Raw genomic sequence first — 14,402 nt, forward strand, 5'->3', positions numbered from 1 at the left:
AAGCGCACCCGCCCGTACCGTCCACAGACGAACGGCAAGATCGAACGCTTCCACCGCACCCTGGCCGACGGGTGGGCCTTCGCGAAGTTCTACGACAGCGAAGACGCCCGGCTCGCGGCGCTGGCACCATGGATCCACCAGTACAACCACCACCGGCCCCACTCAGCCATCGGCAGAGTCGCGCCCATCACCCGGTTGGACAACCTGGCTGGTCATCACACCTAGCGAGCCTCGCGCCCGCCATGACGATGCCGCCCCACCCCGCGTTCGGCGGAGTGGGGCGGCAACGTCATGCGGCGAATCGCGCTGAGCAGGTGCTCAGTTCGCCGTCGTGTTCGAGAACCAACGGCGACGGCGCTCCTCGCGCTCCGCCGTCACGGCGCGGTACTCGCGCGTGTTCGGGTGCTCGTAGCGGTTGCGGGCATTCTCGACCTCGGCCCACTTCTCCTCGAGCGGACGCTCGGCCTCGGCCTTCTTGTGCTGCTTCGCGCGCTCGGCCTCCGCCTTCTTCTGCTCGGCCTCGACCTTGTGACGCTGCGCGTCACGACGCTCCCGCTCCTCACGCTTGTGGCGGCTCTCGGCGAGCGCACGACGGCGACGCACCTCGCGCGCCTCGGCGATCTCCGCCGCCTCGCGCTCCGCGGCGTCGTCCGTGGCGCGACGACGCGTCACGCCGTCCGCGCGTGAGGCGCCGGAGCCGTCCGCGAGGTCGGGGGCCTCGTCCTTCGTGGCCGCGGCGAGCGCCGGAGCCGCTTCCTGCGTCTTCGACTGCGGACGCGTCGGACGCTTCTCGCTCGAGCCGGCCTGAGCGGCCATCGTGCGCTCGTCGGAACGCTCCTTGGGAGCCTCGGGCAGCATCGTGCGGACGGCCTCGTCCGGCACGCCGGACGACAGGCGCAGGGCGTGGACCTGCTCGACGAGCGCGTCGTACTTCTCTGCCTTCTTGTCGATGCCCTTCTCGTCACGCACGGGCAGGAGGATGAGCTCTTCGGCCGGGTAGCCGGTCTTCAACTGGCGCGTGCGCAACGTCTCGGAGTCGAACTCCGCACCGAAGAGCATGGCGAGGTTCGTGATCCACAGCCACAGCAGCAGGATGATCGGCGTCGCCATCGGGCCGTACGTCTTGCCGTAGTTGCCCATGTTGGACACGTACCAGGCGAAGGCGATCGTCCCGATCGCCCAGATCACGAACGCGAGGACGGCGCCCGGGTTGAACATCGCCTGCTTGAAGGGACGCTTCACGTTCGGCGTACCCCAGAACAGCAGCGAGATGATGAAGATGACGACGACGATGACGAACGGCACCTTCGCCCAGTCCCACACCGTCGCAGCCTGCGTGCCGAGACCGACGGAGTCGAAGATCTGCTCCGCGATGCCACCCGAGACGACGAGCGAGAACGCGGCGAGGATCGCTAGGACGAACGCCACGATCGTGACGAAGTAGAGCCACAGCCGCAGCTTGAAGACGGGGCGGCCCTCGGCAACGTCGTAGATACGGTTGCTCATGCGTGAGAAGGCGTTGACGTAGCCCGACGCCGACCACAGCGACACCAGGATGCCGAGGATGAAGGCGAGGCCGGCGCCGCCGCCCTGCAAGTTGTTGATGAAGGTCGTGAACCCCTCGGGGATGTCGTCCTTGTTCTTGCCGACGATCTCCGCGATGGCTTCGATGACGCTGTCCGTCGTCTTCTGCCCGTTGCCGAACAGCCCGATCGTCGAGACCGCCGCAATGATGGCGGGGAACATCGCCTGCACCGAGTAGTAGGTGAGCGACGCTGCCAAGTCGGTGCACTGGTCCTGCGAGAACTTGGCCGCAGCGCGCTTGAACGCGACCTTGTAGTCGGGTTTGGCGTCGAGCTTCGGCGGATCGCCGTACGGGCGCTCCACTCCGGCTTCAGGAAGGCTCGTCATGAGTCGTCTCCGGTGTGTTGTGGTCAGAACTGTTCTGTCTCGAATCTATCGCCCCGATCGCGCCGCGTCCCATCCCCCGCTGGGCGCGTCGGAGGCGTATCGTGTTGCGCCGCACGCGAGGCGCGGCTCGAAGTTGGCCCGAAGTGCCGCTGTCGTCTATAGTTTTTTCTCGTTGCGCCAATAGCTCAATTGGCAGAGCAGCTGACTCTTAATCAGCGGGTTCGGGGTTCGAGTCCCTGTTGGCGCACCAGAAAAGCCGTTGCAGCAGAACGTCGTTATACGTCGTCGCCGCGGTGTCGAAGGGCCGGTGAACACGTGTGCACCGGCCCTTCGTCGTGCGCCTTGACCGCGTCACGACGTCGCGCCAGGTCGGTTCGACGATCATCGGCGACGGGAACGCTCAGTCGGCGTCGTCGGTGGAGATGACGTCCGCCTGCGAGTTCAGCTCGTGGGCCGGCACCCCCATCTCCTTCTCGGCGTCGCTCTGCTCGTCTCGCGTCGTGTTCTCCTCGTTCGCGGACGTGGCGTTCTTGTCGTTCTCACCGGGCATGGTTGCCTCCCTGCGTTGACGGCGTTCACTGTCGCCTCAACCCTTTCACGGGGCGCCCCGGGCCGCCATCACCTTGCGGGTGATGCCCGACCCGGCACAGGCGCCTCACGAGCCGGGGCACTCGAACCCGAGCATGCGAGAAGGCCCACCGTGAACGGTGGACCTTCTCCGGAGTGGTGCGCCAACAGGGACTCGAACCCCGAACCCGCTGATTAAGAGTCAGCTGCTCTGCCAATTGAGCTATTGGCGCAACGAGGAGAAACACTACATGAACCGCAGGTGCGAGGCCAAATTCGTGTCAGCGCCTGCGCCTCCCCCGACGCGACGGCTCGGAGAAACACGCGTGGCCCGCTCGTCGCGGGACGAACGGGCCACGTCGGGAGGCGCCGTGGAGCGCCCAGTGTCAGGAGCGAAGGCGCTTCGCGAGGCCGACGAGCACGAGCAGCCCACCGAGGCCGCCGAGACCCATCGCGACACGGTCGGAGCGCAGGTCGCCGTCAGCAGTGCGGGTCGCGTCGGTCAGCGCGAGGCGAGCGCTCTCGGTCTGACGCTTGGCGATCTCCTTCGGCTGCGCGCGGAACGCGAGCTCGTCGATCGTGCCGGCGAGGCGCGAACGCGACGCGGCGAGCTCAGCTTCGATCTGCTTGGCCGTCTTGGGTGCCATGGTGGGTCTCCTTGCCACATGCGGAAAACTAGGATCTTGACTCAAAGGTTAACGCACCAGACGGATTCGCTCAGGAGGACTTCACCCATGGCACGCCTCGAAGCTGGTACACGCGCCCCCGACTTCACGCTGACGAGTGACGCCGGCACCCAGATCTGCCTTGGCGACTACGCCGGCCGCAAACTCATCATCTTCTTCTACCCCGCCGCGATGACGCCAGGATGCACCACGGAGGCCTGCGACTTCCGCGACTCGCTCGCACCGCTGCAGGCCGCGGGCTACGAGGTCATCGGCATCAGCCCCGACGCGCCCGCCAAGCTCGCGACGTTCGTCGAGAAGGAGCAGCTGACGTACCCGCTGCTGTCGGACGAGTCGAAGACGACGCTCGAGGCGTACGGCGCCTACGGCGAGAAGAAGCTGTACGGAAAGCCCGTCGTCGGCGTCATCCGTTCGACGTTCGTCATCGACGAGAACGGCGTCATCGAGCTCGCGCGCTACAACGTCAAGGCCACCGGACACGTCGCGTCACTGAAGAAGGCCCTGAAGTTCGAAGCCTGAGCGCGCCCTGACGCAGGGTGGGCGCGGCCCCGCCGCGGTTCTGCCCCACGCAGGATGGCGGACAACTCACGTGTAAGCCCGTCACGACTCGCCTCCTCGTGAGTTACCTGCCATCCTGTGCAAGCGTCGGCGTCGGCATGGGCTCGGACGACGTGACGTAGGATCGTCGGCGCTGCGCCTGTGGCGGAATTGGCAGACGCGCCAGATTTAGGTTCTGGTGTCTTAGACGTGGGAGTTCAAGTCTCCCCAGGCGCACCGAGGACGAGGGCGGCACTCGCAGACGCGGGGCCGTCCTCGTCGCATGTCGAGTGCGGTGCTCGGGTGGGCTCGAGTTGACGGGCCCCACTCGGCAGGCGAGCGGCCATCGCCCGGATCCAAGACCCGCCCAGGTTGGCCCGCTCCCTCACCTCGCGGGCAACCGAGACCGATTCGCAACCGAAAACGCCCTCCCCTGACGTCGCGGCGGCTCTACTGTGAGCCCAGCACGTCACGACGCCCCAGCCGAGCACGAACGCCCCAGCTCGTCCCGGCCGGCGCACCCGTCGTCGGAGGAAGCCATGCGACACACCATCACGGCTGCAGTCTCACTCTGCGCCCTCACCACCCTCGTCGGGTGCTCGGGCGGATCGTCGACGAGCGGTGACGCCTCGTCATCAGCGTCGACGTCGGCCTCAGTGTCGGCCGCGTCCACGCCCCCATCGTCCACCGCCTCGGCTCCTGCGAGCGGGTCGTCGTCGGCAGCGCCGTCATCGAGTGCCAGCGGCACGAACGGCGCATCCTCGAGCGCAACGAGCGCCGGCGCCTCGAGCACGACGGTCCCCTACCCGACCAGCCCGGCGCCGTCGTCGTCCGGCGCGTTCAGAGTCGAGATCACCTCCGTGACGTACGCCAACGGTGCGTACGACGCGGTCGTCACGACGCGCCCCGGCGCCACGTTCTTTCTGGCCCCGACCTCCCCGGGCGCCAACGGCATGTCACCGTCAGCATCGGCGGGGGGCGTCTGCACTGCGGGAACCAAGGGCGTCCAGGGCATGCTGACGACGTACTCGCTGCACTGCCCGGGCGAGCAGAATGCTGCGACGCTCCTCATCGTGCGCGTCGCGGGCGGCGGCTCGGGAGCCAGCGTCGCCACCCCCCTGGCTGTCGGCACGACGCCGTGAAGCGCGCCCGTCGCGCGATCGCGGTCGCGACGCTCCTCGCGCTCACCGGCTGCTCCGCGCAGGCCATCACCCCGGCGTCCCCGTCGTCGAGTCGCATGACGCGGCCCTCCGTCGTCCCCACCATCGATCTGCCCGAGGGCACGGGCCCGACGGATCCGGATGTCCCCGCCGAAGGTTCGACCGATGCGCCCGAATTCGTCCCGACACAGATCTGGGTTCGTTCGGCGACCTACACCCGGGGCTCGTACGCCCTGACGCTCGCGACTGCGCCCGAGGCCGACTTCGTTCTTCAGGACACGCGAGCCGCGGGCGGTGGGCAGCTCATCCAAGGAGGTGACGCTGATCCCCAGTGCAGCAAGACCTCGGAGAAACCCCTGTCTGCACCGATCAAGGGTGCCCTGAAGAACGTCACCCACCTCGTGACCCTGACGTGCCACGTCACCGGCGCGCTGAAGCGTCCTGCCATCTCCGGCCTCTGGGGCGACGCCACGCACACGGGCGCGACCTCGGCGATCTTCGCGCTCGGCGATGCCAAGGCCCAGGGCAGTCCGCAGACAGATCCGGACGCGCCGATCCAGGCCGACCAGCCCGTCGACACGCAGGTCGTGTCCGCCCACTACCAGGGCGAGAACGTGACGGTGACGGCGTGGGCCACCGAATATGCCGCACTCACGCTCGCCGTCGCTGAGGCCCAGGACACGAATGAGTTCCCTGAGTGCACGACGGCCTTGTCGCCCGAACATCGCCCGGGTGTGAAGACGCCGACACAGCAACGGCTGTTCACGATCATCTGCTCGAACGTCAAGCGCCCGACGACGTGGGGGCTCGACGTCGCTCAGGCCACGGGAGAACTGGGTCAGGATGCGGTCTTCACGAGCACGACCGTACAGCTGCCGTGGAAGGCAGCGCCATCTGGTGCGCGGTCAGGATCCGCGTCGGTTTCATCGACGTCGGCGACGGCATCGACCTCGGCGAAATAGCTTCGCCGAGCCTCAGACGAGCGCCGCCACCTGCGGCAGGATCGCGCGGAAAGCTCGCCCGCGATGGCTGATGGCAGCCTTCTCGTCCGCGGTGAGTTCGGCCATGGTCCGGCCGTCGGGCAGTTCGAAGATCGGGTCGTAGCCGAACCCGTTCGTACCGCGCTGATGGCGCGTCAGGCGCCCTTCGACATGGCCGAACTCCACCTGCGTCGACTCGTCGGGAACTGCGAGCGCCACGCAGCACATGAAGCGCGCGGTGAGCTCGTCGGCGGGCACGTCGCCGGTCTGGGCGAGCAGCAGGTCGATGTTCGCCTGATCCGCGCCATGCGTGCCCGACCAGCGTGCCGAGAACACGCCCGGACAGCCACCGAGGACGTCGACGGCAAGCCCCGAGTCGTCGGCGAGCGCCGGCAGACCTGTCGCGCGCGCAACGTCATCGGCCTTGAGGCGCGCGTTCTCCTCGAACGTCACACCCGTCTCGACGGTGTCGGCCAGGTCGGCGAACTCGCCGACGCTCACGACGTCGATGGGCAGCTGCGCTGCGTCGAGCAGGTGCTGGAAATCCGCGATCTTGCCGGCGTTGCGGGTGGCGAGCACGACGCGGGTACGTGCCTCGGCGGGGCGAGCGTCGCTCACTGCAGGCGCTCGCGAGCGTCGGCGGCGAGAGCGTCGCGCTGCTTCGTCGTCAGGTCGGCGATGCCGTCGGCGGCGAGGTCGAGCAGGGCGTTGAGCTCGTCACGGCTGAACGGCGCACCCTCGGCGGTGCCCTGCACCTCGACGATGCCGCCCGAACCCGTCATGACGACGTTCATGTCGGTCTCCGCCGTCGAGTCCTCGGGGTAGTCGAGGTCGAGCACCGGCTGACCGGCGACGATGCCGACGCTGATCGCGGCGACCGAATCCGTCAGAGGCTTCGCCTTCTTGGCGATGAGACCGCGCGCCTGAGCGTCGGCGATGGCATCCGCGAGCGCTACGTAGGCGCCGGTGATCGACGCGGTGCGCGTGCCGCCGTCGGCCTGCAGGACGTCGCAGTCGATGACGATCGTGTTCTCCCCCAGCGCCTTCGTGTCGATGACGGCGCGCAGGCTACGCCCGATGAGGCGGCTGATCTCGTGGGTACGGCCACCGACCTTGCCCTTGCGCGCCTCGCGGTCGCTGCGGGTGTTCGTCGAGCGCGGCAGCATCTCGTACTCGCTCGTCACCCAGCCGGTGCCCTGGCCCTTGAGCCAGCGCGGCACGCCCTCGGTGAACGACGCAGCGCACAGCACGCGCGTGCGACCGAACTCGACGAGGCAGCTGCCCTCGGCGTGATCGAGCCAGTTGCGGGTGATGCGCACCTCGCGCAACTGATCGGGGGTGCGGCCGTCGTGGCGGGGGGTGGGCGTGGCTGCGTCAGTCATGGCGTCAGCCTATCGAGCGCGGCGAGGGTTGCTGAGCGGCACCGCAGCCTGGAGATGCCGCTCGCGGTCGCCTGACGGCCGTGGACCCGACGATGGCGGGTAACTCACGCGTCGGCGAGATGTTTTCCGCCGAGGCGTGAGTTACCCGCCATCCTGTTGGGGGCTGACACGTTAGGAGCGCCAGGTGAACGTCGGCTAGTGAGTGCCGGCACCGGGCTCGCCGGGCATCACACGAAGGTCTGACGAATCTCGTGGCGTTCCCCGTCGACGACGACGTGCGCGAGGGATCCGTTGACGAGGACGTTGCCGGGTGGCACGTGACCGAAGTCGACGTCGGCGACGATCGGCACGTCGAGGCTCCCCAGCGCATCGAGAATCGCGTCGTCCTGCGTCAGACCTGCTCGTTCGGGCGCACCGGTCCGGCCGATGAGCACCGCTGATGCCCCCTCGAACCACCCGGCGAGGCGCAGCCCGTGGAGCATGCGCGCAGCATCGAGCGAGGGTGCCTCGCAGTTCTCGAGGTAGACGATGACGCCGTCATCCTCGTGGTCGCGAGCGAAGTGGCGCACGTCGCCGTACGGGGTGCCCGCGAGATGGCACACGACGTCGAGGCGCCCGCCGATGAGCCGTCCGGAGACGTCGACGCGCGGCTCCCCCGCGAGCACACGCCACGTCGTCGGCTCGCTCAGATCCATGCGGTCGGCGCAGGGGTGACGCTCCCAGTCGTCGAACCCACCGCGCCGACGCACGCGCGGGTCCTCCTGGACGAAGGACGCCCTGGCCGGCATCGTGGCGGCGTCGAGCCAGTGCGTGGTGCCATGCGGCAGCCCGTACGGCGCGTCCATGAGGTTCTGGCCATGCATCGTCGCGACGCCGGAGCGCAGCGTCAGCGGGAGCAGCAGCGTCGAGATGTCGCTCCACCCGACGACCCAGGTAGGGTCCGCGCGCAGCGCGTCGTGGTCGAGCAGGTCGACGAGGTCGATGGCCAGCTCCCCGCCCCACGGCGGGACGACGGCGCGCACCGCCTGGTCGCGGACGAACGCGTTGAACTCATCGGCCCGTGCACGCGCGGGGCCGCTCGTGATGCCGTCACCGATCAGGCACTCGCCGAGGACCACCTCGAAACCGCGGCCACGCAGCCAGTCAGTGACGAAAGTCAGCCGTGCCTCGTGTTCGGGTCGAACCGGCGCCGACGGGGCGGTCACGGCAACCGTGTCACCGGGACGCAGCGGGCGGGGGTAGCGAATCTCGGTCGACATGCCGTCATCCTGGCATTCGACCGTGAGCAGGCGCGGGCGCATTTGCTCCGCCCCCGGTGCGCGCCCCCGTCAGCCGATGTCGTTCTGCCGGCGCGACACTGCGCCACCCGAGGATGGCGCGTAACCCACAGGTAGGCATGCAGCAAACCCCCACCTGTGAGTCATCCGCCATCCTGGTGCGACGGCACGCCGCCCGTCGACGGCGCGCGGCGCGCGTCAGAGCTCGTAGGCCTCCCCGGCGACGGCGACCTCGACGTCGCCCTCCCACACGGTGCGAGCATCCCGCAGGCAGTCCTCGACGGGCGTCCACGTCGGGATGTGGGTGAGCATGAGCCGCTTCGCCCCCGCGTCCTTGGCCGTCTGCGCGGCGCGCGAGCCGCTGAGGTGGACGCCGCACATCTCGTCGTCGCGACCGTCGACGAAGGCCGAGTCGGTGAGGACGAGGTCGGCGTCCCGCTCGAGCTCGACGAGTGCCGGGCAGGCGTCCGTGTCACCCGTGTACGCGAGCACGGCGCCGTCGGCCTCGACGCGGAGCCCGTACGCCTCGACGGGGTGGTTGACGAGGTGCGGCGTGATGCGCAGCGGGCCGATCTCGAACGTCTGACGGTCGACGAGGTCGACGAAGTCAAAGGCTGTGCCCAGGTCTTCGGGCTTGTCGACGGCGTAGGCGCGCGTCAGGCGCTCGCGTGCGCCCGCGGGTGCGTGCACCGGCAACTTGGCGTCGAAACGACCGAGCGGGTCGTAGTTGCGCACGACGTAATAGCTGCACAGATCGAGGCAGTGGTCCGGATGCAGGTGGCTGATGACGACGGCGTCGATCTCGTCGACCTCGCGGTAGCGCTGCAGCGCGCCGAGCGAGCCGTTGCCGAAGTCGAGCAGCACCGAGGTGCGCCTGCCGTCGGCCTCCGCCTCGACGAGGTAGCAGGAGGCGGGCGATTCAGGGCCCGGGTAGGAGCCTGAGCAACCGATGATGGTCAGTTTCACAGCGCCGCCTCACGCGTCACCGCGGTCACCTCGGGGCCGAGGAAGCGCCGCGCGAGGGTCTCGAACGCGGCCGGGTCGCCCGTCGTCATCCACTGGTGCTGCGTCGGGCCGAGCTCGGGATCGCGCAGCTGACCGATGTCGGCGAGCACGCGGTAGACGTCCTTCGCCGTCTCCTCCGCCGACGACACGAGTGTCACCGTCGAGCCCACGACGTAGCTGATGACACCGGTCAGCAGCGGGTAGTGCGTGCAGCCGAGGATGAGCGTGTCGACGCCTTCGTCGACGAGGCCGTCGAGGTACTTGTGCGCGACCGTCAGCAGCTCCGGGCCGGAGGTGATGCCGGCCTCGACGAACTCCACGAACCGCGGGCACGGGACGCTCGAGATCTTGACCTGCGGCGCGGCGGCGAAGCTGTCGGTGTAGGCACCACTCTGGTGCGTCGCCTCCGTCGAGATGACGCCGACGCGGTTGTTGCGCGTCGCCGCGGCGGCACGGCGCGTCGCCGGGCGGATGACCTCGACGACGGGCACGTCGTAGCGCTCGCGCGCGTCGTGCAGGACTGCTGCGGACGCCGAGTTGCACGCGATGACGAGGGCCTTGACGCCCTGTTCGACGAGTGAATCCAGGCATTCGATGGCGTACTGCCGCACCTCGGCGATGGGTCGCGGGCCGTAGGGCGCGCGGGCGGTGTCGCCGAGGTAGATGATCTTCTCGTGCGGCAGCTGGTCGAGCACGGCGCGCGCCACGGTCAAACCGCCGTAGCCGGAGTCGAAGATGCCGATCGGTGCGTCAGTCACGCTTTTCAGGGTAAGTCGTGACGTGTGGTGCTACTCACCGGTTGCGACCTGAGGAGGTGTGAGGCTGCCCATATCGCATCGCTTCGGCCGCCCGGAATGGGCGCCGTCAGGCGTCGTCCTCGTCAGCGACGTAGGTGTTGGCGAGTACGCCGATCTCGGGGATCTCGACCTCGACGCGCTGCCCCGCCCGCACCTGGCCGACGCCCTCGGGGGTGCCGGTGAGGAGGACGTCACCCGGCAGCAGCGTGAACGCCTGCGACGCGTGCGAGATGAGCTGCGCGACGTCGTGGATCATGTCGGACGTCGGCCCGTCCTGCATCACCTCGCCGTCGACGCGCGTCGTCACGCGCGTGGCGGACGGGTCGAGCTCGGTCTCGATCCACGGCCCGAGCGGGCAGAACGTGTCGAAGCCCTTGGCGCGCGACCACTGGCCGTCACTCTTCTGAAGGTCGCGGGCGGTGACATCGTTCGCGATCGTGTAACCGAAGACGACCTTCTTCGCCTCCTCGACGCTCACCTTCTTGCACATGCGCCCGATGACGACGGCGAGTTCGCCCTCGAAGTCGACGCGCTCGCTGATCGACGGCATGACGACGGGGTCGTTCGGGCCGACGACGGCGGTGTTCGGGATGAGGAACATGAGCGGTTCCTTCGGCGCCTCGCCGCCCATCTCACGCGCGTGCTCGGCGTAGTTCTTGCCGATGGCGACGATCTTGGAGCGCGGGATGACGGGCGCGAGCAGACGCACGTCGTCGACCTGGTGGACGGCACCCGTCAGCTCGATCTTCGTGTAGAGCGGGTCGCCCGTGATCTCGGCGATCTTCTCGCCCGCCCCGTCGACCAGACCGAACATCGGGTCATCACCCGTCGTGAACCTCGCGATACGCATGTGTCCATCCTATTTCGTCGTCGCCGGTCCGCTGACGGGGCGGTGCGGTGCGGCAGCAGGCTGTGGATCGCAGCGCCGTGGGTCGAGTTCTAGGATCGACGGGTGATGGAGCAGGTCGAGGTGATGACGCCGGCGCAGTGGCGCGAGGCGGTCGCCGCCCACGAGGCACGCGTGGCCCCGCACGTCGAACCGCATCTCGGACGTCGTAAGGAGCACCGCAAGCATCCCGTCGAGGATTTCCTCTTCGTCTACTACTCCTACTCCCCCGGCAAGCTGCGGCGCTGGCACCCGGGCGCAGGCGTCGCGTTGCTCGTCGACGAGCGCGGTCGCACGCCCATCACCGACGACCGGTCCACCCGCCGCATCACGACGGCCGTGGGAGATGCCGACGTCCTCGACCTCGAGGCGTTCGTCGAGGCACGCGACCGTACGATCGCGTTCGTCAGGTCGCTGCTCACCGCGACGCTCGCGCGCGCACCGCACCTGGGGTGCTTCGGGATGCACGAGTGGGCGATGGTCTACAAGCTCGCGCCGGGCGAGCAGCGCCACGAGCAGTTGCCGCTGCGCCTGAGCCAGGCCGCGACGGACGACGTCGTCGAGGCCGCCGACATCCGCTGCACGCATTTCGACGCGTACCGCTTCTTCACGCCCGACGCCGTCGAACTGAATCGCGAGCGCCCGACGCGCGAGCGTCAGGTCGAGTTCGAACAGCCTGCGTGCCTGCACGCAGGGATGGATGTCTACAAGTGGGCGCACAAACTCGCGCCTCTCGTCCCGAGTGACCTCGTGCTCAACGCGTTCGAACTCGCCAAGGAGATCCGCACGCTCGACATGGAGGCCAGCCCCTACGACGTGCGCGGCCTCGGCTACGGCATCGTCCCCGTCGAGACGCCGCGCGGCCGCGCCGAGTACGTTCGTCGTCAGCGCGAGTTCGCCGGGAGTTCGCAGGAGTTGCGACGACGCCTGCTCGACGTGCTGGACCGTGCCGCCCCCGCGCCCTGACACATCTGCGACTTACGTCCACTTCTGGAACCGTTCTCAGCCTGGTCGATGAATCGCGAATGTGAACGTAAGTCGCAGAGGGGGACGAGATTCGCCGACGTGAACAGGATTAGCCGCTGAGGATCAGGGGTGGGAATCGAGGGTGAGGCGGCGTTCGAGGTAGCGGGCGACGCCGTCGGCATCGTGGGGGCCACAGGTGTCGTCGGCGATCGCGAGCACCTCGTCGTGAGCGTTCTCGACAGCGACGCCGCGCCCGGCCCATGTCAGCATCGGGATGTCGTTGGGCATGTCGCCGAAGGCCCACGCGTCGTTCGCGTCGATGCCCCGCTCCCCGCACCAGGCCTCGAGGCGGGCCGCTTTCGTCACGCCCGGGGCGCTGATCTCGGCAAGCCCTGCCGCTCCTGAGTATGCCAGCACTCCACGCCCACCGAGGCACTCCGTCAACGCCTCGACGAACGCATCGCCGCGCCACGCCTCGTCGCGCAGCAGAATCTTGCCGACGACGACGTCGGGCGGCAGCGCGGTCAGCTCACAGTCGCGGACGCCGGCGTCGTGCGCCGGCATGCCGGCGTGGGCGTCCGGGTAGGCGGCGCTTCGGAACATGCCACGATCGGTCTCGACGGCAGCTCCCGCATCCGGGAAGCGTCGCCGCAGATGCTCGACGACGGCGAGTGCCTCATCCGCGGTGAATCCGTCGGCCTCGATGACGCGCCGTGTCGCGAGGTCGTAGACGAACGCCCCGTTCGCGCAGATCGCCAGGGTGTGGGCGCCGACATCGTCGGCTGTCGACTCCGGCGATCCGGCAGCACCCACGAGTTCCGCGAGGTGATCGAGCCAGCGCGGTGGCCGCGCGGTGACGACGATCGTCTCGATGCCGCGCGCACCGAGCCCCGACCACACCGCGCGGGTGCGCTCGCTGACGCGTCCGTCGGCGTCGAGCAGCGTGCCGTCGAGGTCACTCGCGACGAGACGCGGCATCGGCCCGGCACCCGTCGCGCGGGATGCCGGGCCGTCGAGGCCAGCAGATGTCATGGGACGTGGCCCGCGGTCAGACGAGGCGCGTCATCCAGCCGCGCGTGTCCTCCGCGGTGCCCTTCTGGATCGCGAGGAGTGCCTCGCGGATCTTCGTCGCGTACGGGCCGGCCTCGCCCTCGGGTCCGGACGTCACCTCACCGTCCGTCCACACGAGACGCCCCACGGGCGTGACGACGGCGGCCGTGCCACACGCGAAGATCTCGCTGATCGTGCCGTCGTTGCAGCCCTCGATCCACTCCTCGATCGTCACGCGACGTTCGACGGGCGTGAGGCCCAGGTCCTTCGCGAGTTCGAGGATCGAGTCGCGCGTGACGCCCTCGAGGATCGTGCCGGTGAGCTGCGGCGTGACGAGCTCACCGTCCTTGGTCACGAAGAAGACGTTCATGCCGCCGAGCTCCTCGACGTACTTGCCCTCGACCGAGTCGAGGAAGACGCTCTGGTCGCAGCCGCGCTCGTTCGCCTCGATCTGTGCGGCGAGCGAGCTCGCGTAGTTGCCGCCGCACTTGGCGGCGCCCGTGCCACCGACGCCGGCACGCGAGTAGTCGCGCGACAGCCACAGCGACACCGGCTTCACGCCGCCCTTGAAGTACGCACCCGCGGGCGAGGCGATGACGCAGTAGGTCACCTCGCGGCTCGGACGCACCCCGAGGAACGCCTCGGACGCGAACATGAACGGGCGCAGGTAGAGGCTCGCCTCGCCGGCATCGAACGCGGGCACCCACGACTCGTCAGCCTTGACGAGCGCCTTCAGCGACTCGACGAAGTCGTTCTCGTCGATCTCCGGCAGCGCGAGACGGTTCGCCGAACGGTTGAAGCGCGCCGCGTTCTTCTCGGGGCGGAACGTCCAGACCGAGCCGTCCTCGTGACGGTAGGCCTTCATGCCCTCGAAGATCTCCTGCGCGTAGTGCAGGACGGCCGCCGCCGGGTCGAGCTGGAACGGGCCGTACGCCTTGACCTCGCCGTCACCCCACCCGGAGCCCTCGCGCCAGATCGAGACGACCATGTGGTCGCTGAACTTCTGCCCGAAACCGGGGTTGCTCAGGATCTCGGCGCGCTCCGCGTCAGCGCGCGGGGCGGGGTTCGGCGTCATCGGGAACGTCAGGGCCATGGTCTTCTCCAAGTTGGCACAAAAGTGGGATGCGTCACTGTGTGGCCCCAGGTTAACGCCGAAGCAGCACGGCGGGCGTCATCGGGTCCGGGGCGAGCGCGGAGC

17 protein-coding genes and 3 tRNA genes are annotated in these 14,402 nt (G+C 68.7%); 7 read left to right on the forward strand and 13 right to left on the reverse strand.

Annotated features, from left to right (window positions below; all coding sequences use genetic code 11):
- On the forward strand, nt 1-225 hold a 225-nt coding region (locus J4Z35_RS13130; protein ID WP_208065648.1), incomplete at its 5' end, for an integrase core domain-containing protein.
- Between the two features lie 93 nt (nt 226-318).
- On the opposite strand, the gene J4Z35_RS13135 is transcribed toward J4Z35_RS13130, so the two are convergent.
- A complete protein-coding gene (locus tag J4Z35_RS13135) occupies nt 319-1,911 on the reverse strand; it encodes a YihY/virulence factor BrkB family protein (RefSeq protein ID WP_083603953.1) in 1,593 nt (530 codons plus the stop codon).
- A 174-nt stretch (nt 1,912-2,085) separates the two neighbouring features.
- Here J4Z35_RS13135 and J4Z35_RS13140 point away from each other — a divergent pair.
- A tRNA-Lys gene (locus J4Z35_RS13140) sits at nt 2,086-2,161 on the forward strand.
- 150 nt (nt 2,162-2,311) lie between these two features.
- Here J4Z35_RS13140 and J4Z35_RS13145 read toward each other — a convergent pair.
- The 3 genes from J4Z35_RS13145 to J4Z35_RS13155 form a co-directional block, all read right to left on the reverse strand.
- On the reverse strand, nt 2,312-2,461 hold the full coding sequence (locus tag J4Z35_RS13145; RefSeq protein WP_156444976.1) for a hypothetical protein: 150 nt from the start codon (nt 2,459-2,461) through the stop codon (nt 2,312-2,314).
- Between the two features lie 174 nt (nt 2,462-2,635).
- Nucleotides 2,636-2,711: transfer RNA gene (locus tag J4Z35_RS13150), tRNA-Lys, on the reverse strand.
- 153 nt (nt 2,712-2,864) lie between these two features.
- Nucleotides 2,865-3,125, reverse strand: coding sequence for a DUF3618 domain-containing protein (locus J4Z35_RS13155; RefSeq protein WP_006946019.1), 261 nt, complete (start codon nt 3,123-3,125; stop codon nt 2,865-2,867).
- 87 nt (nt 3,126-3,212) lie between these two features.
- On the opposite strand from J4Z35_RS13155, the gene bcp reads away from it, so the two are divergent.
- Both bcp and J4Z35_RS13165 read left to right on the forward strand, forming a co-directional pair.
- Entirely contained in the window at nt 3,213-3,683 is a 471-nt protein-coding gene (gene bcp, locus J4Z35_RS13160; protein WP_006945970.1) for a thioredoxin-dependent thiol peroxidase, read from the forward strand.
- Nucleotides 3,684-3,857: 174 nt separating this feature from the next.
- Nucleotides 3,858-3,938 (forward strand) — tRNA-Leu (locus J4Z35_RS13165).
- A 232-nt stretch (nt 3,939-4,170) separates the two neighbouring features.
- On the opposite strand, the gene J4Z35_RS13170 is transcribed toward J4Z35_RS13165, so the two are convergent.
- Complete coding sequence (locus J4Z35_RS13170; RefSeq protein WP_006945929.1) at nt 4,171-4,494, reverse strand: hypothetical protein; 324 nt, start codon at nt 4,492-4,494, stop codon at nt 4,171-4,173.
- A 67-nt stretch (nt 4,495-4,561) separates the two neighbouring features.
- Here J4Z35_RS13170 and J4Z35_RS13175 point away from each other — a divergent pair, with 67 nt between their 5' ends.
- Nucleotides 4,562-4,843: a hypothetical protein gene (locus tag J4Z35_RS13175; protein WP_006945861.1), complete on the forward strand. Its 282-nt coding sequence runs from the start codon at nt 4,562-4,564 to the stop codon at nt 4,841-4,843.
- On the forward strand, nt 4,840-5,823 hold the full coding sequence (locus J4Z35_RS13180; protein ID WP_006945933.1) for a hypothetical protein: 984 nt from the start codon (nt 4,840-4,842) through the stop codon (nt 5,821-5,823). The genes J4Z35_RS13175 and J4Z35_RS13180 overlap by 4 nt, the downstream gene beginning before the upstream one ends.
- A 12-nt stretch (nt 5,824-5,835) precedes the next feature.
- Here J4Z35_RS13180 and rdgB read toward each other — a convergent pair whose 3' ends face one another.
- The 6 genes from rdgB to J4Z35_RS13210 form a co-directional block, all read right to left on the reverse strand.
- Nucleotides 5,836-6,459 carry an RdgB/HAM1 family non-canonical purine NTP pyrophosphatase gene (gene rdgB / locus J4Z35_RS13185; protein WP_062257688.1) on the reverse strand — a complete coding sequence of 208 codons (624 nt, stop codon included), beginning with the start codon at nt 6,457-6,459 and terminating at the stop codon, nt 5,836-5,838.
- On the reverse strand, nt 6,456-7,223 hold the full coding sequence (rph, locus tag J4Z35_RS13190) for a ribonuclease PH (RefSeq protein ID WP_006945987.1): 768 nt from the start codon (nt 7,221-7,223) through the stop codon (nt 6,456-6,458). Before rph ends, rdgB begins: the two co-directional genes overlap by 4 nt.
- Nucleotides 7,224-7,450: 227 nt before the next feature.
- Nucleotides 7,451-8,482, reverse strand: coding sequence for a S66 peptidase family protein (locus J4Z35_RS13195; protein WP_040014800.1), 1,032 nt, complete (start codon nt 8,480-8,482; stop codon nt 7,451-7,453).
- A gap of 216 nt (nt 8,483-8,698) precedes the next feature.
- The gene (locus J4Z35_RS13200; protein ID WP_006945863.1) at nt 8,699-9,466 is read right to left on the reverse strand and encodes an MBL fold metallo-hydrolase; all 768 of its coding nucleotides are present in this window, start codon (nt 9,464-9,466) and stop codon (nt 8,699-8,701) included.
- Nucleotides 9,463-10,263 (reverse strand): glutamate racemase, encoded by an 801-nt coding sequence (murI, locus tag J4Z35_RS13205; RefSeq protein ID WP_006945967.1) that lies wholly within the window; start codon nt 10,261-10,263, stop codon nt 9,463-9,465. The genes J4Z35_RS13200 and murI overlap by 4 nt, the downstream gene beginning before the upstream one ends.
- Before the next feature lie 106 nt (nt 10,264-10,369).
- The gene (locus J4Z35_RS13210; protein ID WP_006945908.1) at nt 10,370-11,152 is read right to left on the reverse strand and encodes a fumarylacetoacetate hydrolase family protein; all 783 of its coding nucleotides are present in this window, start codon (nt 11,150-11,152) and stop codon (nt 10,370-10,372) included.
- A 105-nt stretch (nt 11,153-11,257) separates the two neighbouring features.
- On the opposite strand from J4Z35_RS13210, the gene J4Z35_RS13215 reads away from it, so the two are divergent.
- The gene (locus J4Z35_RS13215; RefSeq protein ID WP_006946017.1) at nt 11,258-12,154 is read left to right on the forward strand and encodes a hypothetical protein; all 897 of its coding nucleotides are present in this window, start codon (nt 11,258-11,260) and stop codon (nt 12,152-12,154) included.
- A gap of 123 nt (nt 12,155-12,277) precedes the next feature.
- On the opposite strand, the gene J4Z35_RS13220 is transcribed toward J4Z35_RS13215, so the two are convergent.
- Both J4Z35_RS13220 and J4Z35_RS13225 read right to left on the reverse strand, forming a co-directional pair.
- Entirely contained in the window at nt 12,278-13,186 is a 909-nt protein-coding gene (locus J4Z35_RS13220) for an HAD family hydrolase (protein WP_235006119.1), read from the reverse strand.
- A gap of 16 nt (nt 13,187-13,202) precedes the next feature.
- A complete protein-coding gene (locus tag J4Z35_RS13225; RefSeq protein ID WP_006945941.1) occupies nt 13,203-14,297 on the reverse strand; it encodes a branched-chain amino acid aminotransferase in 1,095 nt (364 codons plus the stop codon).
- Nucleotides 14,298-14,402: the final 105 nt, after the last annotated feature.

Source organism: Dermacoccus sp. NHGro5, assembly GCF_017565385.1.
GTDB classification, from domain to species: Bacteria; Actinomycetota; Actinomycetes; order Actinomycetales; family Dermatophilaceae; genus Dermacoccus; species Dermacoccus nishinomiyaensis.

Excerpts from the sequence above, each read along its gene's own strand:
- J4Z35_RS13145 (WP_156444976.1), bottom strand. The coding sequence starts at position 2,461 with ATGCCCGGTGAGAACGACAAGAACGCCACGTCCGCGAACGAGGAGAAC.
- J4Z35_RS13225 (WP_006945941.1), bottom strand. The coding sequence starts at position 14,297 with ATGGCCCTGACGTTCCCGATGACGCCGAACCCCGCCCCGCGCGCTGAC.
- J4Z35_RS13215 (WP_006946017.1), top strand. The coding sequence starts at position 11,258 with ATGGAGCAGGTCGAGGTGATGACGCCGGCGCAGTGGCGCGAGGCGGTC.
- J4Z35_RS13210 (WP_006945908.1), bottom strand. The coding sequence starts at position 11,152 with ATGCGTATCGCGAGGTTCACGACGGGTGATGACCCGATGTTCGGTCTG.
- J4Z35_RS13195 (WP_040014800.1), bottom strand. The coding sequence starts at position 8,482 with ATGTCGACCGAGATTCGCTACCCCCGCCCGCTGCGTCCCGGTGACACG.
- J4Z35_RS13220 (WP_235006119.1), bottom strand. The coding sequence starts at position 13,186 with ATGACATCTGCTGGCCTCGACGGCCCGGCATCCCGCGCGACGGGTGCC.
- rph (WP_006945987.1), bottom strand. The coding sequence starts at position 7,223 with ATGACTGACGCAGCCACGCCCACCCCCCGCCACGACGGCCGCACCCCC.
- bcp (WP_006945970.1), top strand. The coding sequence starts at position 3,213 with ATGGCACGCCTCGAAGCTGGTACACGCGCCCCCGACTTCACGCTGACG.
- J4Z35_RS13135 (WP_083603953.1), bottom strand. The coding sequence starts at position 1,911 with ATGACGAGCCTTCCTGAAGCCGGAGTGGAGCGCCCGTACGGCGATCCG.
- J4Z35_RS13155 (WP_006946019.1), bottom strand. The coding sequence starts at position 3,125 with ATGGCACCCAAGACGGCCAAGCAGATCGAAGCTGAGCTCGCCGCGTCG.